This window comes from Leyella stercorea (assembly GCF_021531655.1).
Genome location: NZ_JADYUF010000006.1, coordinates 83,877 through 104,026, shown reverse-complemented (window position 1 = coordinate 104,026; position 20,150 = coordinate 83,877). Strand labels below are relative to the sequence as shown.

Below are 20,150 nucleotides of genomic sequence, written 5' to 3'. Positions count from 1 at the left end.
TTCTTGTACTACTTTATCTGTCTTATGTAAATCTTTTCAAAGAACTCTTTCTTCATTCGCTTTTCCAGAACGCCTTTCAATCTCGTTTTGCTTGAGGTTTCGTTCGTTTAATACGAACTTTCGCCATGACATAACTGAAGCAAGCTTCGTTCTGTTCATTTGGCTTATCAAGTTCGTTCTCGAAAGCGGATGCAAAGGTATGACTTTTATTTGAATCTCCAAAACTTTCACTGAGAAAATTCAGCATTTTTGCTGTATTTTCATTGAAAGTTGATTCATATCAACGATTCTCTGTTTGCGCAAACAACGACACCTTATTATATATTATAGGAAAAACGTAATCATATGATATTTAGTTTGCGCAGGTCATGACGAAGATGCCATAACCTCCTAAATATTGCTTGCACGATTCTTGAATCATTAATGTTGGTGATGTTTTTCAAACCTCGGCAGAGAAACATTCTTCTCTCGTCAGAGATTTTTTGTTTCCTCGGGAGAAAGTTTTTGCAACCTCGGGAGGAAACAAAAATCAAGTTATTTGAAAAAAATCGTTGAAAGCGTTTTCTTTTCCAAAAATAATCTTTAAATTTGTAATTGTTGACGCTAACCAAAATCACAAACCTAATATTACTGCTATGTTAAAAACCACGATTACGCTGCTTCTTTCGGCGATGACGGCTGTATGTTCAGCACAAACTGACAACAAAACCGATTTACCATCAGTCACTCAGACCGAAGGCAAACCTACATTGCCACGACACAACTGGCAACAATATTTCGACCAGTTGAATGATATGGACGACATGGAATCGACCAACCTAGAGGAACTTTACGACCAGATGTGCGAACTGGAAGACTCGCCAGTTAATCTGAATACTGCTACTGCCGACGACATAAAACGCCTGATGTTCCTCAACGCTGCACAAGCAGAAGAGCTTACAGAATACATTGACCGCTATCGTCCGTTGCGCTCTATCGGCGAACTCGCTATGATAAAGTCGATTGACCCTATTCGTCTGCAGTTGCTTACGTGCTTTACATATATTGGTGAAACTGAGGAAAAGAATAGTTTTCCAAAGCTGGGCAACATCCTAAAATACGGCAAACACGACGTTGTGGCTACCGCAAAGATTCCATTCTATACCCGTAAGGGTGACCACGACGGCTATCTTGGCAGCAGGTACAAACATTGGATGCGTTACACTTTCCGTTACGGACAATATCTGCAAATAGGTTTTCTGGGAACGCAGGATGCCGGGGAGCCTTTCTTCGCCCACGGCAACAGCATGGGTTACGACCATTATGCCTACTATGCTGTAATAAGAAAACTTGGCAGACTGAAGACTCTTGCACTCGGACAATACAAGTTACGCTTTGGAATGGGACTGGCTATGAACACCGGATTCACATTAGGCAAGACTACGGCTGCCACAATGTCAATACCCACCAATAGTATTACACCCAACTCATCACGTTCGGACGCCTACTATCTGCAAGGAGCAGCCTCAACTATCGCATTCAGCAAGAATCTGGACTTCACGGCATTCGCCTCCTATCGCAAGATAGATGCGACACTCAACAAGGACGGAACCATCAAGACATTGCTGCAGACTGGCTATCACCGCACCGAGAGTGAGATATTACGCAAGCATAATGCCTCGCAGATGACCACCGGAGGCAACATGCGCTGGCACAGTGGCGGATGGCACGTGGGATTGACTGGCGTGTATACTTCGTACAGCGACTCACTCAATCCCGACAAGCGACAAGCCTATCGCAAATACAATCCTACGGGAAAACATTTTTACAATGCCAGCATCGACTACGGATTCATCAATCATCGCATCAGTATCAACGGCGAGACAGCCATAAACGACAAGGGAGCCGTAGCCACAATCAATTCAATTGCTCTGAGAACCAACCGATGGCTCACACTCACCGCCATACAGCGCTTTTACAGCTATCGTTATTATTCGATGTTCAGCTCAGCCTTCAGCGACGGAGGCAAGGTGCAGAACGAGAACGGAATATACGTTGGAGCAGTATGGACCCCATCGTCACAACTCTCAATATTAGCTTACAGCGACTATGCCTACTATCCATGGGTGCGCTATCAGGTGAGCGACAAGAGTCATACGTGGGACAATCTCTTACAGGCCACCTATCGTCTGTCGCCACTACTTACGCTCAACTCACGCTATCGCATAAAGATGCGCGAGGAAGACTACAACGACAAGGAAGCTAAAGCCAAGCGTCTGATAGACAAGACCGAGCACCGAATGCGCCTTTCGCTGATATATGCCAACACCCACTGGCAAGCCAAGACGCAGGGCGATGCCGCCTACATAGTCTATCCCGACGGTCTTGCAGGCAAGCCGAAGAGCTTCGGGTGGATGATGTCACAAAACGTAGCTTACACCAACACCTATCTGTCTGCATCTGCCAATATAGCCTATTTTCACACCCGCGACTACAACTCCCGACTCTACACCTACGAGAACGGAACGCTCTACACATTCAATTTCCCTATGTTTTACGGTGAAGGAATGCGCAGCGCCATGCTGTTGCGTAGCAACATAGGTTCACACCTTATTATATTATGTAAGGTTGGAGCCACCAAATACTTCGATCGCAAGAAAATATCGAGTTCATACCAGCAAATAAACTCGTCGTGGCAGGCTGATATGGACCTGCAAATAAGGTGGAAAATCTAATGCAAATATAAGGCAAGCAGTAAAAAAGTGTTACAAAACAAAAATCGATTCTAGAGTTTCGAGAAGCTGTTTTTACCGTCTTTTTATGTGAGTTTAGCCACCCCACTCTTCATTTAAGCCTTCTTTGCCTTCCAACTGTAGCCCTTTTGCATTGTAAAAGGACTACAGTTGAAGAGCAAATGGAGTACAGTTAGAACGTAAAAACCCTCCATTTGAAATGAAATGGAGGGTTTTATGTTGGTAGGAATTTTGACATCCGGCAGCAAAACCACATAACAATCTGTGTATAAGCACTTTAATCATACACGCTCAAAACTCAAGAATTTCGAGCCAAAGATTTCTTAATGCGTTCAACTGACAGTATTGAGCGAAAAAAAATGCAAATATTGTCATATAGAAAGCACAAATTGAGACGATTATGTGCTACTATATTGGGATTTTAATATTCATGACCTTCACCTTTTATTACGCTTGGTCCTTCGATAAGCTCGGGCGCACCTGCATTGCGTCGGACATCGCCATAGGCACGACGCAAATCGTCAAGACCTATGGTCAGGTCGCGACGTACGGGACGGTCTTTGTCTAGCAGACTATGCGAAAAGAGCCAGTCGTAAGTCTTGCGAAGATAGAAGATACGAGCCGGAGCGCCATGATTGGCACCATTGAGCCAATCGTATAGGAGACGTGTGTCGTTGCCATCGCGCTTAAGACTCTCTACCACCGTCTTCGACTTGCTTACGGGTACAGCTCGGTCGGCTGTGCCATGTATTATCCAGAACGGCAGTCGGCCAAGTCCGCTCACATCCTTAAGCGACGTTCCACCACACAAGGCCATGCCTGCTGCAATACGGTCGGGATAAGTGCCACACACATCCATAGTACCATAACCGCCAAGACTCATTCCCAGCACATATACACGAGTAGTGTCACAAGCATAACGGCTCTTCACCCAATCGAGCACATCCATTATCTTCTTCGGGCTCCATGCTCCGCCAGGGTTCTGCGGAACTATAGTAAGCGCATCAATTTGGCGACCTTTGACAATGGCATCGAGCGGACCATATCGGCGCACTCGCTCAAGATTGCGACCGCAAAGGCTTGCGCCATGCAGGAATATGATGACGGGAGTCTGCTCCTGCGAGTAGAAATAATCTATAGGAGTATAAACCCAGAAGTTGTAACCACCAGGTATCGAGTCTTTTACTGCACGCAGAAAATCGTAAGCCGAAGCCTGCATTGTTGAAACAAGCAACAGCAACATCAACAATATCTTCTTCATATATATAGATGTTAGAATAATTTATAGAAATCTTATATTTCACAAAGGTAGCAATAATAACATTAACTATTGCACTTAGTTGAAAATAAATAAGTAACTTTGCATATATATAACATACTATATATGGAAGTAATAAAAACAGAAATAGAGGGCGTGGTGATAATCGAACCGCGCATATTCAAAGATGCCAGAGGCTACTTTTTCGAGAGCTACTCGCAACGGGAGTTCAACGAAAAGGTAGCACAAATAGACTTCTGTCAGGACAATGAGAGCATGTCGACGTATGGAGTAATGCGCGGTCTGCACTTTCAGCGTCCGCCATTCACGCAAAGCAAACTGGTGCGCTGCGTAAAAGGTGCTGTGCTCGATGTGGCTGTAGACATACGCAAAGGGTCGCCTACATACGGCAAGCACGTAGCTGTAGAACTGACAGAGGACAACCACCGCCAGTTTTTCGTGCCACGGGGTTTTGCCCACGGATTTGCCGTTCTGAGCGATGTGGCTGTATTCCAATACAAATGCGACAACTTCTATCACCCGGAAGCCGACGGAGGAATATCCATTCTCGACGACTCATTAGGCATAGACTGGCGCATACCTACCGACAAGGCGATACTCAGCGAGAAGGATACAAAGCACTATATGCTGAAAGACTTCAACTCGCCGTTCAGCATTGACGAGCCGTTATACTGAAAAGGGTGAGGTGTTGAGATGGTGAGATGATGAAATATCTCGCCTACCATAATTAATATATACATTATATATATAATAGAGATGAACATTCTTGTTACAGGAGCCAACGGACAACTCGGACATGAGATGCAACGTGTGGCCAAATCAAGCAACCACAACTATATATTCACCGACGTGGCAGACGGCTACGAGAAACTCGACATTACAAATATCGAGGATATACGCAATATGGTGAAGAATAACAATGTGGACATAATCGTTAACTGTGCTGCATACACCAACGTAGACAAAGCCGAAAGCGACTACGACACAGCCGATCTGATAAACAACACGGCTGTAGGCAATCTAGCTACTGCCATGAAGGAAGCAGGCGGTACGCTGATACATATAAGTACCGACTATGTTTTCCAAGGCGACCGCAACACGCCATGCCAAGAAGACTGGACGACCAATCCGCTCGGCGTCTACGGCAAAACGAAGCTTGCAGGCGAGGCAGCAATTGCCACTACGGGATGTAACAGTATCATCATACGAACAGCATGGCTCTACTCGCAATGGGGAAAGAACTTTGTGAAGACCATGCAGAGCCTTACCGCAACACACGATACGCTGAAAGTGGTGTTCGACCAAGTGGGCACTCCTACCTTTGCAGGCGACCTTGCCGACACTATTGCCCACATTATTAATACAGGACAGACCAACAAGACGGGCATCTACCACTTTTCTAACGAAGGGGTGTGCTCATGGTACGACTTCGCCAAAATGATATGCAAGCTGTCGGGCAATACATGCGACATCAGCCCTTGCTACAGCAAGGAGTTTCCCAGTCCAGTGAAACGTCCGCACTTCTCCGTGCTCGACAAAAGAAAGATAAAGGAAACATTCGGCATAAAGGTGCCGTACTGGACTGACTCGCTCGAAGTATGCATAAAGCAACTTGCCGAAGCCAACAATAAATGAATACATTAACCACCAATCATCAAACATTATGCAAAGCATCATCATCACAGGAGGCGCAGGATTTATCGGGTCGCATGTAGTGAGACTGTTTGTAAACAAATACCCCGACTACCACATCATCAATCTTGACAAACTGACGTATGCAGGCAATCTCGCTAACTTGAAGGACATTGAGAACAAGCCCAACTATACATTCGTAAAGGGCGACATCTGCGACTATGAACTGATACTCGAACTAATGCGCAAGTACAATGTTACGGGCATAATACACCTTGCAGCAGAGAGCCACGTGGACCGTTCTATCAAGGACCCGTTCACCTTTGCACGCACCAACGTAATGGGAACATTGTCAATGCTGCAGGCTGCCAAGACATATTGGGAGAGTCTGCCTGAGAAATATGAAGGCAAACGATTCTACCACATCTCTACCGATGAGGTGTACGGAGCGCTCGAACTGACAAATCCCGAGGGCATAGAATCGCCTTTCACAACAAAGGCTTCGTCAGAACATCACCACGCATACGGCACAGAATTCTTCCTGGAGACCACAAAATACAATCCACACTCGCCCTATTCGGCTGCAAAGGCATCGTCCGACCACTTCGTACGCGCCTTTCACGACACATACGGCATGCCGACTATCGTGACCAACTGCTCTAACAACTATGGTCCGTATCAATTTCCCGAGAAACTGATACCTCTGTTCATCAACAACATACGCCACCGCAAACCGCTGCCTGTGTATGGTGAGGGACTGAACGTACGCGACTGGCTGTATGTAGAAGACCACGCACGTGCCATTGACCTTATATTCCATAAGGGCAATGTGGCTGAGACTTACAACATAGGCGGATTCAACGAGTGGAAGAACATTGACATAATACATGTGCTGATAAAGACTGTCGACCGCCTGCTGGGACGCAAGGAAGGCGAAGACCTGAACCTCATAACCCACGTAACTGACCGTATGGGCCACGACATGCGCTACGCCATCGACTCGCGAAAGCTGCAAAGAGAGTTGGGTTGGGAACCAAGCCTGCAATTTGAGGAAGGCATAGAGAAGACAGTACGCTGGTATCTGGACAACCAGGAATGGATGGACAACGTCACTTCGGGCGACTATCAGAAGTATTACGACAGCATGTATGCCAACAGATAATCAATAGTAAAGGCATACCTGAAAACAAGACAAAGCATAAAGAGGAAAAAGACAAATAAAAAAAACGCCTTGAAAGCGGAAGACAATCAATGATCTTCAACTTTCAAGGCGTTGCCTTTTTCTTTATATTAGCGTATGCGGTCGGCCGCACGCACCATTTTCTCATCGTGGATAACACCTGCACGAGCCATAAAGTTGAGCACTAATGAAACGGCAGGAAGACATGCTGCAAAAGCAATGTGGAAGTTGGCATCTGCCGAAACGACATTGCGTGTAACAACCCCAAGCACTATATACCATGCCAAGAGCAAGAACACATTACACAAACACAGACTGCTCTGCAACTTACGGTTGCGATAAAGGAATATTGTGGCGAGACTCATGGCACTGCTAACAAGCAATATGCCAAAAAGACCGCACGGTGAATAGTCGACGCTTGCGCCCTTGTCAAGCATGATGTTGTACAGTTTGAAACCGACACCCATACCTGCTGGCTCTATATCGCCAATACGAAGGCACAGACACACAACCGAAGCAATGAATGCAAGCAGCAAGAAAACACTTTGCTTACGCTGTATCATTATGCGGGTTCCTGTGTGTTAGCGTTGTCCTGAGCGGGGTCGCGATAATAGACGTGGCCCTCGATGAATTCCTCTGTAGCGAGAAGTGTAGGCTTCGGAAGTTTCTCGTAATAGCGCGAAATCTCTATCTGCTCACGATTCTCGAATACCTCCTCAAGTGAGTCGTTGTAAGAAGCAAACTCGGCCAACTTCTTGTTGAGGTCTTGCTTAATTTCGACAGCAATCTGATTGGCACGCTTCGAGATAATTACAACACTCTCATAGATGTTGCCTGTCTCATCACACAGATCCATAATGTTGCGTGTGACAGTGTTGACCGGCGCTTTTGACTTTTTGTAATCCATTAATCTATTATTTTATTTATACTTAATAATTCAAACTTTTAATCCTTGGTATATTCCTTGCACTTGTTGATGAACTTCTCGGCCATTGCCTTGTTCTTTGAGTCAGGATATTCATTAAGGAATCCGTAACACTCGTCCTCGGCATCCTGGAAACGCTCAAGTTTCTTCTCTTCAACACTCTGCTGAGCCAACTCAAACTTGCTCTTCATCACAAGTACCGAGAACTTCTCACGCAAGGTGGAATAAGGATAGTCCTTCAATGCATTCTGAGCGGTTATGATACAAGCCTCGTAGTTGTTGCCGCCATAAGTACAATTACCAAAATACTGACCAAGGTCGTAATAGAGCTGTGCCGAATAAAGTTCCTTCTGAACCAGCTTGTCCTGCAATTCGAAGAGACGCTGCTGTGCATCCTTCTTCTGCTTGCCATCTGGATAGAGGTCGATATACTCCTGAAAGGCAGTAATGGCATTGACAGTCTGCGACTGGTCGAGACGAGGCTCGGGAGTACAATTGTACAGACTCATTCCGATAAGGAAGCGGGCTTCCTCGGTGTATGATCCCTTGGGATAGCTTTGACAATACTTCTTGAACGTTGCTGAGGCACCCTCGTAGTCACGGCTATTGAATTCGGACATTCCAAGCATGTAAAGACTTTCCTGGGCATTGTCTGATCCTTTCTGCATCGTAACCAGTCCCTGTAGCAAAGTCGAAGCGCGGACATACTTGCCCTTGGCGAAGCATTCCTTGGCATATTCATACTTGAAATTGTTGTCAGTGCTCTTGTATACCTTGTTGAACTCATTGGCACAACTTGAAAACAACAGTGCCAAAAAGACAACAGCGTAAATGGTTTTCTTCATATCCTATATCTTTTTGAACTGCAAAAATACATATTATTAGTCTATTTACAAAGTAATGAGCTTATTTTTTAGAAATTCTTCACGCTGAAAACGTAATTCCATTAGATAATATAGGCCACTTGGTCTTTTTTTTCGCAAAAACAGCGCTGATGTATACAATTATTCCTAATTTTGTAATCTTAAATACTATGTCTCATGGACTTTAAAATCACTTCTAAATTTGCGCCTACAGGCGACCAGCCCGAAGCCATAAGCCAACTTACAGACGGCATACTACAGGGCGACAGGGCACAAGTGTTGCTTGGCGTGACAGGCTCAGGCAAGACTTTCACCATGGCCAATGTCATAGCCAACATAGGACGCCCCACCCTTATACTGAGCCACAACAAGACTCTTGCCGCACAGCTGTACGAGGAGATGAAGAGCTTTTTCCCTCAAAACGCTGTTGAATATTACGTGTCGTACTACGACTATTATCAGCCAGAGGCATATCTGCCTTCGTCGGACACATACATTGAGAAAGACCTCGCCATAAACGAGGACATTGACAAGTTGAGACTGTCAGCGGTAAGTGCATTACTTTCAGGACGTAAGGACGTTATTGTAGTATCGTCGGTATCGTGCATATACGGTATGGGAGGCCCTACCGCTATGGCCAACTGCATTATCAATGTGAAACGCGGACAGACTCTCGACCGCAACGATTTTCTGCGCAAACTTGTTGACGCTCTATACTTGCGCAACGATATGGAACTGAAGCGAGGATGCTTCCGTGTGAAAGGCGACACGGTAGACGTATCAATGGCTTACAGCGACAACTTATTGAGAATAACATGGTGGGATGACGAGATTGACTCAATAGAAGAGCTTGATAGCGTCACGTATCAGCGTCTGGCATCGTTCGACGACTATCAGATATATCCAGCCAACCTGTTTGTTACATCAAAGGAACAGACCGAGCACGCAATACGACTGATACAGGACGACCTGACACGACAGATAGACTTCTTCAACGAAATGGGCGACCCTATCAAGGCGCAACGCATAAAGGAACGCGTAGAGTACGACATGGAAATGATGAAAGAACTTGGACATTGTTCGGGTATAGAGAACTACTCACGATACTTTGACGGACGCGAGGCTGGCCAACGACCTTACTGCCTGCTCGACTTCTTCCCGAAGGATTATCTAATGTTCATAGACGAAAGCCACGTTAGTGTGCCGCAGATTAGCGCCATGTATGGAGGCGACCGTGCACGCAAGCAGAATCTTGTGGAATACGGATTTCGTCTACCTGCTGCATTCGACAACCGTCCGCTTAAGTTTGACGAGTTTATGGATATGGTCAATCAAGTGGTGTACGTATCGGCAACACCTGCTGCCTTCGAAATGAACGAGGCTGAGGGCGTTGTTGTAGAACAAATCATACGCCCTACCGGACTGCTTGACCCGATAATCGAAGTGCGTCCGAGCGAAAACCAGATTGACGACCTGCTTGAAGAGATACAGCAACGATGCGAACGCGACGAGCGTGTGCTTGTGACTACACTCACCAAGCGCATGGCTGAAGAGTTGACCGAATTTCTGCTGAATCACAACATACGCGCCAACTACATACATAGCGATGTGGCAACACTCGACCGTGTACAGATAATGAACGACCTGCGTGCCGGACTGTACGACGTATTGGTAGGCGTGAACCTATTGCGTGAGGGACTTGACTTGCCTGAGGTTTCGCTCGTAGCAATTCTCGACGCCGACAAAGAAGGTTTTCTGCGTAGCCACCGATCGCTCACACAGACAGCAGGACGTGCAGCAAGAAACATCAACGGTAAGGTAATAATGTATGCCGACACAATAACAGCTAGCATGCAACAAACCATTGACGAGACGGCACGACGTCGACAGATACAGCTGAAGTACAATGCCGACCACGGCATTACTCCACAGCAGATACGCAAGGACATAAAGGGTACGCTGTCGGCTTTTGCCGATGCACAGCAGCACGACACAGAGAAACCGACGGGCAACGTCAAAGCTGCCGACAACAAGCAAGCGCCTAAGCGCTATCAGCCATATATCGAACCGGAAGGTTATGCCTATGCTGCCGACCCGATTGTTAAACGTATGACACGCAAGCAATTGGAAAAGAGCATAGCCGACACAACCGAAATGATGAAAGAAGCCGCACGACAGCTCGATTTCCTACAAGCAGCACAATATCGCGACGAGATTGTAAGACTGCAATCGCTGCTTGACGAAGAGACGGGGAAATAACGTTAAATTATCAATAATATAAGTTTCATACCATATTATTTAGTAATTTTGCACAATATCAATATAAAAGAAGTAACAAAACAACAACTATGAAAAAAATAATTATCACATTTTTGATGTGCTGCCCTCTGATGTGTGCGGCACAAAGCGAATGGGAGGCTCCTGTTACAAATCAAAATAATGTAACAAAAGAAGTGAAAGACACAGCCAAGAAGTCGCACAAGGCCGAGGCAAAGAAAAAAACTATTGATGCCAAGAACATAAAGGACTGGAAGTATATACAGAAAGGCGCTGTGCCCGAAATTGAGGGCAAGGTGGTGTTCACTCACGACGTTGACGTGAACGGCAAGAACGCACAGGAAATATACGACATAGTATATGCAACGCTCGACAGTCTGACCAAGAAGCCAGAACAGATCAACAGCAGCATAGCTCTCATCAACCGCAAGGCTCACAGCATCGTAGCACGCTATCAGGAATGGCTTGAGTTCAGCAAGAGCTTCATCTCGCTCGACCGCACCAAGATGAGCTACATAATCATAGCCAACTGCTCGGACAACAAGCTGCATATGACACTCGAACGCATAAGCTATGCTTACGAAGAAGACCGCTCAACCGGACTGAAGACTTCTGCCGAGAACTGGATTACCGACAAGTTTGCTGTCAACAAGAAAGGCACCAAGCTCATCCCTGGTTCGGCAAAGTTCCGCAAGAAGACCATCGACCGTAAGGACAAGATTTTCCAGTTGATAGACAACGCTTTGAAGTAAATAAAGACAAACAAAACGAACACAAGCCATAAACAGCATACATGATTGACGAAGAACAGAAAATAACGGACATAGAGCAGAATGGCGGCGTGCTCCCACCGAGACACAGACGGCCAGACAAAAGTCAAGACAAATACTTCAAGATACGCAACGTGCTCAACATAATCTTCATGTTGGGAGCGATTGTAGGTATGGCCATCTTCTATTTTCAAGACCGCACCCTCGGAACAATAATAATACTCACCGCAATGGCGTTTAAAATAGCTGAATGTTGTTTCAGATTCATACGCCAATAACAACGAATATGATAAAGTCAGCAACAAGACTCGTACTGGCTGTCGCAATATTACTGACTGCGACAGCCAGCAATGCTGTAGCACAGATAGACAATCGAAACGGCAATCAGTTCGACCAATTCAATCAGATGTCGCCCGACGGCAACATCAGTCAAAGGTCGAGCCGCAATATGGCCGACTCGCTTGGCACAGACAAGGAAATACCTAAAGGCATTAAGGTTTGGACAGTCGACCAAAGATTTGGCGACCGTCGTCAGGCCGAATTGGATACAATGTCGTATATGTATCCAAATACTATATTCACCACCGGATTGCGTGGCGAATACAACACTACCGGAAACCTTGGAGCACCACGCATCAATCGTATTTTCATAAACAGAGCAGAGACCGACCAGTTTCTGTTCACACAACCCTACGACTATATCGTGTCACCGGTAGACCAGTTTCACTTTACAAACACGCTCTCACCATTCACCAATCTCGACTACAACACAGCCGGCAACCGCACCAATGGCGAAGACCACTTCAAAGCCAAGTTTGCCGTTAATGCAGGAAAGCGCTTGGGCGTAGGCTTTAATGTCGACTATATGTACGGCAGAGGATTCTACTCAAGCCAAAGCACATCACACTTCAAGTATCTGATGTACGGCTCATACATCGGCGACCGCTACCAAGCGCACTTGATATTCTCGACACTCACACAGAAAGTCACCGAGAATGGCGGTATAACCAACGACGAATACATCAAGCATCCAGAGAGTTTCGACGACAACTATGCCACCAACGAGATTCCTACCGTGCTTGAGCGCAACTGGAACCGCAACAACAACCTGCACGTATTCCTAACTCACAGATACAATCTCGGATTCAACAGAAAGGTGAAGATGAGCAAGGAAGAAATCGAAGCACGTAAGTTTGCAATGGCTTCACAAAAGGAAAACCAAGCACAGAAAGACCTTGAAGAAGCCAGACGCAAGGCAAAACGTGAGGGACGTGAGTTTGACGAAAAGAAGTTCAAGAAGCAAACATTTAGCGGCAGACCTGACAACGCACGTGTGGTAAACACAAGCGCACCAACCGACTCTACATCAACAAAAGCACCTTCAGAGCGAATAGCAGTAAACGGAAAGGCTGCCGCAGACAGTCTGAATGCCCTTGAAGCCAAAGCCGCACAGGACACTATGTGGATGAAGAACGAATATGTGCCCGTGACAAGTTTCATACACACAATGAAGTTTGACACATACAGGCGCATATACCAGGCATACGAGACACCGAAAGACTTCTATGCCGACACATTCAATCCCGCAGGCAACTACCCTGGCGACTCCATCTATGACAAGACAACACACTATCGGGTTCAGAACACATTTGCAATATCGCTACTTGAGGGATTCAACAAATGGGCTAAAGCCGGACTGAAGGCTTTCGTAACGTCCGACCTGCGCCACTTCACCCTGCCTACAGAGACCGAAATAGCCAAGGCATACAACGAACACAATCTCAGCATAGGTGGTCAGCTCATCAAGTCGCAAGGCAAAACCCTGCACTACGATGCTACTTTAGAGACATGGCTTACCGGAAAGGATGCAGGACAACTGAAGATTGACGCCGATGCCGACGTCAACTTCGCACTCTTCGGCGACACGGTACGCTTGCAGGCAAGCGGATTCTTCCACCGACTGAACCCTACTTTCTACTATCGCCACTACCACTCAAAGCACTTCTGGTGGGACAATGACGACATGTCGAAGATAATACACACACGTATTGAGGGCAAGTTCGGCTACGAGAAGACGAAGACAACCGTTCGCGTTGCCTTCGACAACATCAAGAACCATACGTTCTTTGCAATGGGTTATAACGTGACTGACGACTTCGGACGCACGGGCAACACACTGAGCGTAGTACAGAAGAGCGGAGCAATAAGCCTGTTGACGCTCGAACTGCAGCAGAAGCTGAAACTCGGACCGCTGCATTGGGACAATGTCATAACATATCAGAAGTCATCGGACGATGTGGCTCTGCCAGTACCAGACCTTAACATCTACACCAATCTGTTCCTCAGATTCAAGATTGCACGTGTGTTGAAATGCGACTTTGGAGCCGATGCACGATTCTTCACAAAGTATTATGCACCCGACTACAGTCCCGCACTCGGACAGTATGCAGTACAGACTGGCGAACACAGAACAGAAGTGGGCAACTACCCTATCGTGAATGTTTACGCCAACTTCCACTTGCAGCGCACACGATTCTTCGTGATGATGAGTCATATCAATGCAGGACAAGGCAAACCCGACTATTTCCTTGCACCGCACTATCCGCTCAACCAACGCATATTCAGATTTGGTGTCAGCTGGAACTTCTACAACTAACACCACAACCCACATAAAAAATCCGCAATACCGATTTCTCGAGTATTGCGGATTTTTTATTTATATGATTATCTTAAAGCCAAGCCAACAATAAAGCAGCCGAAACGAACACACCGAAAATGAACATATTGCGTGCCGTCATTCCAAGCACCTTGTTGAGTTCGGCACCTTTCCTTATGCGTCGCATTTCTACGAAGGCTCTCACATGGAACGGTATATACAGCAACATTATCAACTGCATAAATTGTCCATCGTGCCAATTAAGGTATATGATACCAGCAATAGCCAATATTGTACCTGCCAATCCGAGCAACATATAGAGCAGCAATCCGCCACGCTCGCCTATTCGTACAATCAAGGTGCGCTTGCCTGCACGGCGGTCGTTGTCGATGTCACGATAGTTGTTTACAACAAGCAATGTATCGATGATGAGTCCGCAAGCTATAGACAACACTATCACCGGCCAAGGTATAGACATAAGCGGTGTGGGAGGAGCCACAAGCCAATAGGTCATGCACACGGGAACGAGTCCGAAGAATACGAGTACAAGCACATCTCCAAGTCCGATATAAGAGAACGAGATGGTATACAGAAAGCAGAACACCACACATGCAAAGCCAACGAGTATCATCTCCCATCCGCCAAAGTACACCAACGGCAATCCCACAGCACATGCAAGGATAGTAGTATAAAGCAAACCGCTACGCATGGCAGCAGCAGTTATCCATCCTTGTGCACACGCTCGCTTAGGTCCAAGACGTTGCTCATCGTCGGTACCCTTCATAAAGTCGAAATAATCATTGACAAAGTTGGCATCTATCTGCATCACCAACGCAAAAAGCATACACAACACAGCCGGTACAACCCTGACACTACTGCCATACATAGCCATCGCTGCCGAAATGCCAATCATAACGGGCACAGCTGCACCTGTCAACGTTTTTGGTCGCGCTGCAAGAAACCACGCCTTGGCAGAGTTTACCTTTACATTCGATTCTATCATCTTTATTTCATTGAATTTAAATTGAAAACTTAGATTTTATACATTTAAAAGCATCTTGTTTCTTGCAAAATTAACCATAATAGATTAATTTTGCAAGTAAATCATAATATCATTCGCTCATGGATACAAGAATCGTAAACCTCGACCTTATGGAATTTGTCGAGCGCAACATATTGCCAAGATACAATAATTTCGACAAAGCACACAACTTGAACCACGCTAATCTTGTAATAAAGAACTCGCTCGCACTCGCTCTTTCTACTGGTGCCGACATCAATATGGCATATGCTATTGCCGCCTACCACGATCTTGGGCTTGAAGGACCACGAGCCATACACCACTTATCAAGCGGAAAAATACTTATGGCAGACCGCCGCCTAAGACGATGGTTCAGCGAAGAGCAGATAAAGATAATGAAGGAAGCTGTGGAAGACCATCGTGCTTCGGCTTCGCACGCACCACGCAGCATATACGGAAAGATTGTAGCAGAAGCCGACCGCGACCTCGAACCTGAACATATCTTCCGACGTACAGTTCAGTATGGACTTACCCACTACCCCGAAAAGTGCAAGGAAGAACATTGGGAGCGCTTTCTGCAACACATGGATCAGAAGTATTCGTTGCACGGATACATCCGCCTTTGGATGACAAACTCACCCAACGAGAAGAAACTGAAGGAAATACGCGACGCCCTGAACAATAAGGATGCGCTAAGAAATACATTCGAACGTATATTCAATGAAGAGAATCAAGAGTAAGAATGCGGAGGTTATGGTAAGAACGCCATAGCCTCCGCATTTTTATTACAAACGGTTCTTCTCAGTATTGCCTGCACCCGTGCCCTTGTACTTGCTCTTTGCTGTATTGAAGTTGTACGACAAGGTCATACCCACACAGCGCGTATAGCCATAACAATCTTTTGTCATTACATTATGGTTGCCATACATTGTCCAACGTTCCTTATCGGTCTTGAACAAGTCGTTGGCATAAACGCCTAATACAAGAGCGTCGTTGAGAAACGACTTAGTGAACTTCACGTCTACTTGAGCGAACTGTTTGGAATATTGAAGATCATAAAGTCGGCTTGTTTTATATCGCATATTCAGGAAAGCCTTCAGCGTAGACGTTATATTGAAACGATTGTTCAGACGGAAATTGAAGCACGGTCTGTTTGACGGTTTGTTGATATCGAAACCGTCAATACACAAGAACGACTGTGTGTAGTCAATCTCTGCCATAGGATTATACCAACCGAAACGTGGCGAAGCCACTATCGACACATACACGTCCTTACTATGATTGAAGTTGACATTGCGCAGAAATACGATGTCCTTGCCTTGGTAGAGCGTTGCAATCCACACCATAGGTTTGTCGATATAGTTGTAGCCGGCATTGAACGACAACCAATCGTACACCACATTCAAGTCCACATTATTTATTATACATGGACGGATATATGGATTTCCACCCTCATAAGTATAGCGGTTGTCATACTGCACCTCATCACGCAGACTGTTATAGCTGGGTCGCTGAGTCTTGCAGGTATAAGCAAGTTGCAATGCCCATTTACCACTGTTCCATGACATAGAAGCAGAAGGGAACCAATCGGAATATCTACGACTCGGCTCAGTCTGCCAATCCCCGAAAGAATAATAATTGGACTTTACATTCTCATATCTTACACCTACATTTACCGAGAAGTCGCCAAACTTCAAGCCATACTCAGCAAAGCCTGCAATGTTCTGTTCCTCTATCTTTGTATTCGACGCAGCGACATATTGTTCGGCATTAGTATATTCGCCCCGAATACGTGATGATGTAAATTCGGTGCCTACGCTTAGCGTTCCTTTCCAAACGGGGTAAGACAGAATGAGTTTGGCAGCAGTCATGTCACTATGCTGTCTGTTGCGTGTATGCACGTCGCGACTCTCAATATCTACGCTGCTCTCTTTGATTGACATCGTCCTACCTTTCTTTTTCCAGAAATAAGTAGCGTTGAAGTCCACACCAAACTTGCCTATCTTACCCACATAATATGCATTGGCATTATGTGTAGGACTAAAGCAATCCCTCACATTGGCAGCTTCGTTTATGAATGCTGTTTGCACCCCGTCTTCCATTATCTTCTGATAAGAGCCGGTCATCTCTCCTTTGCCCAAACCCGACTGATTTTCGTAGCTCAATCCCAATGTATTGTCATCATCTATGGAATAAGCAAAGCCAGCCTTAGCACCGGCTCCTTTTGAACGATACTTAAGCGGTGCTGCCTGTTCAATGAATATATTCTTCGTACCTTTGATTTCGTTAGACAACACATTATCCTCACCTCCGGGTGTCGTTGACCCCCATAGTTCAACAAATACTTCTACCTTATTAGTACGATATGTTGACGACATGTATTGCGAGCCACCCCACCACTTGTTGAACATTGTAGTAGTATAGTTCTCGCCACTCCATCCTTCGCCCTGACGGCGTATTGTATTGATACGTATTACGGACTTAACCTCTGCATTATATTTAGCACCTGGTGCAGTGACAATCTCTACATTCTTTATATTATCCGACTTAAGTTGATGCAGTTCGTTGAGATCTCTCACCTGTCGGTTGTTGATATAGATAAGCGGCGAACCTTTGGCAAACACATTCACCGTTCCATCCGAACTGACATCAACGCGAGGCATTTCGCGCAACACATCAGTTGCTGTACCAATCTTGTTAATATCGGAATGTTCTATATCCACAATCATACCCTCCTGTCCCAACTTTATGTTCTCGCGCATGGCTTTTACCTTCACGCCTTTAAGGTTTATCGTGTTCTCATGCAGCACGATTGCTCCTATCATACCGGTATTGTATGAATGGAATGTAGTCTGATAGCCCACACAACTCACCCTTACTATTGCCTTACAGGCTTTGCTGGGAATCACAAACTGACCATTCTCGTTCGTCACACCGCCATTTATCAATGAAGAATTACCCACATTAAGCAACGCTACATTGGCAAAATCTATCGGGCGATTATTGCTGTCAACTACGCGACCAATCATTTTTGTAGATGACTTCTGCGTGCATTCCACGAATATATTGTCGCCATCTATCGTCATCTTCATCGGATAGAAACCTATGATTTGCCTGATGGCATCAGGAGCGGTTCGCTTCACGATATTAGTGGTAACCATGAAGTCCTCCAACTCATCATATATGAAATTGATGTGATAATCCTTTGTACTCTTGGCAAGGACGGTGAGAGCTTCCGACATCGAAGTGTTGCGGAAGTTGTGGGTGATGCGTTGGGCATAAGCAGAGTGAAGAGAAATACTCATCAAGCCCACGAGCAATATAACGTATCTTAATCTTTTCATCTTATTCCACTATTAGGGTTTGACCTTCACGACGAATGTTCACTTTCTCGAAATGATTCATCAGTGTGATGATATCATCTATGCTCATATCCTCCCTCAGTTGCAGGAATAGACGGATATGGCGAACCGACTCGTTCTGATAAGTCACCTTAAGATGGAAATGCTCTGCTATAGGGATCAGGATATTCTGAAGCTCAGCGTTTTCATAAACCAACGGAAACTTGGCAATACTTGCAGTGTCAGTCTTTTCTTCCGTATATGTTTTCTGTGGAGTTGGGGCTTGCTGTGCGGAATTATCGTCAGATGCCACGAGTTCGGTGTCGTTATCGTCGGATGACTGCTGAGAGAGTGTAACCAGATGAATGGCTGCAAAGGCGAAGCCTGAGACAACAAGGACTGCAGCAACGGCTGCCACCTTTCTCATCGGACTCCAAGGAGAAACCGCTTTGGTACTGTTCTGCTTTTCATCTTTCAGATTCTTCCATTCAGCCTCAATCGAAGGCATCTTCATTTCTTCATTCGACTTGTCGAAATCAAGTGCCTGTCTGGTTTCAACCATCTGCTGATAGATTTCATTCATTTCCTCATCGCCCAAAAGTTCTGCCTTTTGGGTTTCGGAATACCTTTCAGGATGCTCCAAGAGTTCGAGGAGCATATCCCATTTCTGTGAATCTATACTATATAATTCTTGTTTCATTTTCTTTTCTTCATTTTAGGGTTTCTATTGTAAGGACGTCTTCATACAATAGAAAAATCGTTATGCTACTTTCCTTTCAACTTTTCTCTGAGCGTTCGCAAACCTTTCACGATGTGCTTGTTCACAGCCGAGATGCTGATGCCTAATTCTTCTGCTGTATCCTTATACGACATGCCTTCGCGATAGCACAATCGGATAACGGAAGCGGTTTGATTGGTCAAGTCGTTGTCGATGCAATCCACCGCTGCTTGCCATCGTTCTTCCAGGCGGTAAGGCTCTTCCTCCGTCAGTTTCTCTTCCGAGAGAGGAAGAAGCAGCTTAAGCCTTTCATCCCGTTTCTTCTTGGCTATAATATTGATGCAAGCATTCTTCACGCTCCGCATCAAGTAAGCCTGGTCAGGAATCAGCTGTTTGTCCCACAACCTTGAGAACACGTCGCTCACCACATCCTTCGCCACATCGTTGTCATGTAGCAAGGCAAAGGCAAAGCGATACATCCGTTCGTAATTGTTGTGGAACAGCTGTTCCATCTGCTGTTCATTTTCTTCAGTCATTACGTCATTTTCTTCTTGTTTCTACTCTAATAGACATACTTTCCGTAAATCAATCACCCCTAAAATGAAGAAATCTTCATGTTTTCTTTTTGGAAAACATTGTTGCCTATTTTAGGCAAAGGTAATAAAAAAGATAGGTTATTATGCTTAAAAAAATATAATAACCTGATTGTTTTTCTATGTTTATTTGGTCGTATGTGTCGAAAAGTGTAGCTTTGTG

General features: G+C 45.5%; 17 protein-coding genes. 9 read left to right on the top strand and 8 right to left on the bottom strand.

Features of this window, described 5'->3' with window-relative positions:
• Window positions 1–635: 635 nt before the first annotated feature.
• Window positions 636–2,714: a helix-hairpin-helix domain-containing protein gene (locus I6E49_RS03130; RefSeq protein ID WP_235400388.1), complete on the top strand. Its 2,079-nt coding sequence runs from the start codon at window positions 636–638 to the stop codon at window positions 2,712–2,714.
• Between the two features lie 439 nt (window positions 2,715–3,153).
• On the opposite strand, the gene I6E49_RS03125 is transcribed toward I6E49_RS03130, so the two are convergent.
• A complete protein-coding gene (locus I6E49_RS03125; RefSeq protein WP_235400387.1) occupies window positions 3,154–3,993 on the bottom strand; it encodes a prolyl oligopeptidase family serine peptidase in 840 nt (279 codons plus the stop codon).
• Window positions 3,994–4,116: 123 nt separating this feature from the next.
• On the opposite strand from I6E49_RS03125, the gene rfbC reads away from it, so the two are divergent.
• The 3 genes from rfbC (at window position 4,117) to rfbB (ending at window position 6,805) form a co-directional block, all read left to right on the top strand.
• Entirely contained in the window at window positions 4,117–4,686 is a 570-nt protein-coding gene (gene rfbC, locus I6E49_RS03120) for a dTDP-4-dehydrorhamnose 3,5-epimerase (protein ID WP_235400386.1), read from the top strand.
• A gap of 81 nt (window positions 4,687–4,767) precedes the next feature.
• Entirely contained in the window at window positions 4,768–5,646 is an 879-nt protein-coding gene (gene rfbD / locus I6E49_RS03115) for a dTDP-4-dehydrorhamnose reductase (RefSeq protein ID WP_235400385.1), read from the top strand.
• Between the two features lie 28 nt (window positions 5,647–5,674).
• Window positions 5,675–6,805 (top strand): dTDP-glucose 4,6-dehydratase, encoded by a 1,131-nt coding sequence (gene rfbB / locus I6E49_RS03110; protein ID WP_235400384.1) that lies wholly within the window; start codon window positions 5,675–5,677, stop codon window positions 6,803–6,805.
• 128 nt (window positions 6,806–6,933) lie between these two features.
• Here rfbB and I6E49_RS03105 read toward each other — a convergent pair whose 3' ends face one another.
• Genes I6E49_RS03105 through I6E49_RS03095 form a run of 3 tightly spaced genes read right to left on the bottom strand, consistent with a single transcriptional unit; the run spans window position 6,934 to window position 8,593 of the window.
• Window positions 6,934–7,386: a DUF4293 domain-containing protein gene (locus I6E49_RS03105; RefSeq protein ID WP_235400383.1), complete on the bottom strand. Its 453-nt coding sequence runs from the start codon at window positions 7,384–7,386 to the stop codon at window positions 6,934–6,936.
• Complete coding sequence (locus I6E49_RS03100) at window positions 7,386–7,730, bottom strand: DNA-directed RNA polymerase subunit omega (protein WP_235400382.1); 345 nt, start codon at window positions 7,728–7,730, stop codon at window positions 7,386–7,388. The genes I6E49_RS03105 and I6E49_RS03100 overlap by 1 nt, the downstream gene beginning before the upstream one ends.
• Before the next feature lie 38 nt (window positions 7,731–7,768).
• Window positions 7,769–8,593, bottom strand: coding sequence for an outer membrane protein assembly factor BamD (locus I6E49_RS03095; RefSeq protein WP_235400381.1), 825 nt, complete (start codon window positions 8,591–8,593; stop codon window positions 7,769–7,771).
• A 195-nt stretch (window positions 8,594–8,788) separates the two neighbouring features.
• Between I6E49_RS03095 and uvrB the strand changes: the two genes are divergently transcribed.
• The 4 genes from uvrB to I6E49_RS03075 all read left to right on the top strand — a co-directional run bounded on the left by uvrB (window position 8,789) and on the right by I6E49_RS03075 (window position 14,314).
• A complete protein-coding gene (gene uvrB / locus I6E49_RS03090) occupies window positions 8,789–10,870 on the top strand; it encodes an excinuclease ABC subunit UvrB (protein WP_235400380.1) in 2,082 nt (693 codons plus the stop codon).
• A gap of 89 nt (window positions 10,871–10,959) precedes the next feature.
• A complete protein-coding gene (locus tag I6E49_RS03085; RefSeq protein ID WP_235400379.1) occupies window positions 10,960–11,640 on the top strand; it encodes a DUF4468 domain-containing protein in 681 nt (226 codons plus the stop codon).
• A gap of 41 nt (window positions 11,641–11,681) precedes the next feature.
• Window positions 11,682–11,936 carry a hypothetical protein gene (locus tag I6E49_RS03080; protein ID WP_235400378.1) on the top strand — a complete coding sequence of 85 codons (255 nt, stop codon included), beginning with the start codon at window positions 11,682–11,684 and terminating at the stop codon, window positions 11,934–11,936.
• A gap of 8 nt (window positions 11,937–11,944) precedes the next feature.
• Window positions 11,945–14,314: a putative porin gene (locus I6E49_RS03075; RefSeq protein WP_235400377.1), complete on the top strand. Its 2,370-nt coding sequence runs from the start codon at window positions 11,945–11,947 to the stop codon at window positions 14,312–14,314.
• A gap of 73 nt (window positions 14,315–14,387) precedes the next feature.
• Here the strand turns inward: I6E49_RS03075 and menA are convergent, their stop codons facing one another.
• Window positions 14,388–15,317, bottom strand: a complete 930-nt coding sequence (gene menA / locus I6E49_RS03070) for a 1,4-dihydroxy-2-naphthoate octaprenyltransferase (RefSeq protein WP_235400376.1) — start codon at window positions 15,315–15,317, stop codon at window positions 14,388–14,390.
• Between the two features lie 119 nt (window positions 15,318–15,436).
• On the opposite strand from menA, the gene I6E49_RS03065 reads away from it, so the two are divergent.
• Entirely contained in the window at window positions 15,437–16,075 is a 639-nt protein-coding gene (locus I6E49_RS03065) for an HD domain-containing protein (protein ID WP_235400375.1), read from the top strand.
• 45 nt (window positions 16,076–16,120) lie between these two features.
• On the opposite strand, the gene I6E49_RS03060 is transcribed toward I6E49_RS03065, so the two are convergent.
• From I6E49_RS03060 to I6E49_RS03050, 3 genes are all read right to left on the bottom strand, one after another.
• The gene (locus I6E49_RS03060; RefSeq protein WP_235400374.1) at window positions 16,121–18,679 is read right to left on the bottom strand and encodes an outer membrane beta-barrel family protein; all 2,559 of its coding nucleotides are present in this window, start codon (window positions 18,677–18,679) and stop codon (window positions 16,121–16,123) included.
• 1 nt (window position 18,680) lies between these two features.
• Entirely contained in the window at window positions 18,681–19,376 is a 696-nt protein-coding gene (locus tag I6E49_RS03055; RefSeq protein ID WP_235400373.1) for a DUF4974 domain-containing protein, read from the bottom strand.
• Between the two features lie 65 nt (window positions 19,377–19,441).
• Window positions 19,442–19,930 (bottom strand): RNA polymerase sigma factor, encoded by a 489-nt coding sequence (locus tag I6E49_RS03050; protein ID WP_235400372.1) that lies wholly within the window; start codon window positions 19,928–19,930, stop codon window positions 19,442–19,444.
• Window positions 19,931–20,150: the final 220 nt, after the last annotated feature.

What these genes read in the sequence shown, in the direction of transcription:
- I6E49_RS03130 (WP_235400388.1), top strand. Translation starts at nt 636, where the DNA reads ATGTTAAAAACCACGATTACGCTGCTTCTTTCGGCGATGACGGCTGTA.
- I6E49_RS03125 (WP_235400387.1), bottom strand. Translation starts at nt 3,993, where the DNA reads ATGAAGAAGATATTGTTGATGTTGCTGTTGCTTGTTTCAACAATGCAG.
- rfbC (WP_235400386.1), top strand. Translation starts at nt 4,117, where the DNA reads ATGGAAGTAATAAAAACAGAAATAGAGGGCGTGGTGATAATCGAACCG.
- rfbD (WP_235400385.1), top strand. Translation starts at nt 4,768, where the DNA reads ATGAACATTCTTGTTACAGGAGCCAACGGACAACTCGGACATGAGATG.
- rfbB (WP_235400384.1), top strand. Translation starts at nt 5,675, where the DNA reads ATGCAAAGCATCATCATCACAGGAGGCGCAGGATTTATCGGGTCGCAT.
- I6E49_RS03105 (WP_235400383.1), bottom strand. Translation starts at nt 7,386, where the DNA reads ATGATACAGCGTAAGCAAAGTGTTTTCTTGCTGCTTGCATTCATTGCT.
- I6E49_RS03100 (WP_235400382.1), bottom strand. Translation starts at nt 7,730, where the DNA reads ATGGATTACAAAAAGTCAAAAGCGCCGGTCAACACTGTCACACGCAAC.
- I6E49_RS03095 (WP_235400381.1), bottom strand. Translation starts at nt 8,593, where the DNA reads ATGAAGAAAACCATTTACGCTGTTGTCTTTTTGGCACTGTTGTTTTCA.
- uvrB (WP_235400380.1), top strand. Translation starts at nt 8,789, where the DNA reads ATGGACTTTAAAATCACTTCTAAATTTGCGCCTACAGGCGACCAGCCC.
- I6E49_RS03085 (WP_235400379.1), top strand. Translation starts at nt 10,960, where the DNA reads ATGAAAAAAATAATTATCACATTTTTGATGTGCTGCCCTCTGATGTGT.
- I6E49_RS03080 (WP_235400378.1), top strand. Translation starts at nt 11,682, where the DNA reads ATGATTGACGAAGAACAGAAAATAACGGACATAGAGCAGAATGGCGGC.
- I6E49_RS03075 (WP_235400377.1), top strand. Translation starts at nt 11,945, where the DNA reads ATGATAAAGTCAGCAACAAGACTCGTACTGGCTGTCGCAATATTACTG.
- menA (WP_235400376.1), bottom strand. Translation starts at nt 15,317, where the DNA reads ATGATAGAATCGAATGTAAAGGTAAACTCTGCCAAGGCGTGGTTTCTT.
- I6E49_RS03065 (WP_235400375.1), top strand. Translation starts at nt 15,437, where the DNA reads ATGGATACAAGAATCGTAAACCTCGACCTTATGGAATTTGTCGAGCGC.
- I6E49_RS03060 (WP_235400374.1), bottom strand. Translation starts at nt 18,679, where the DNA reads ATGAAAAGATTAAGATACGTTATATTGCTCGTGGGCTTGATGAGTATT.
- I6E49_RS03055 (WP_235400373.1), bottom strand. Translation starts at nt 19,376, where the DNA reads ATGAAACAAGAATTATATAGTATAGATTCACAGAAATGGGATATGCTC.
- I6E49_RS03050 (WP_235400372.1), bottom strand. Translation starts at nt 19,930, where the DNA reads ATGACTGAAGAAAATGAACAGCAGATGGAACAGCTGTTCCACAACAAT.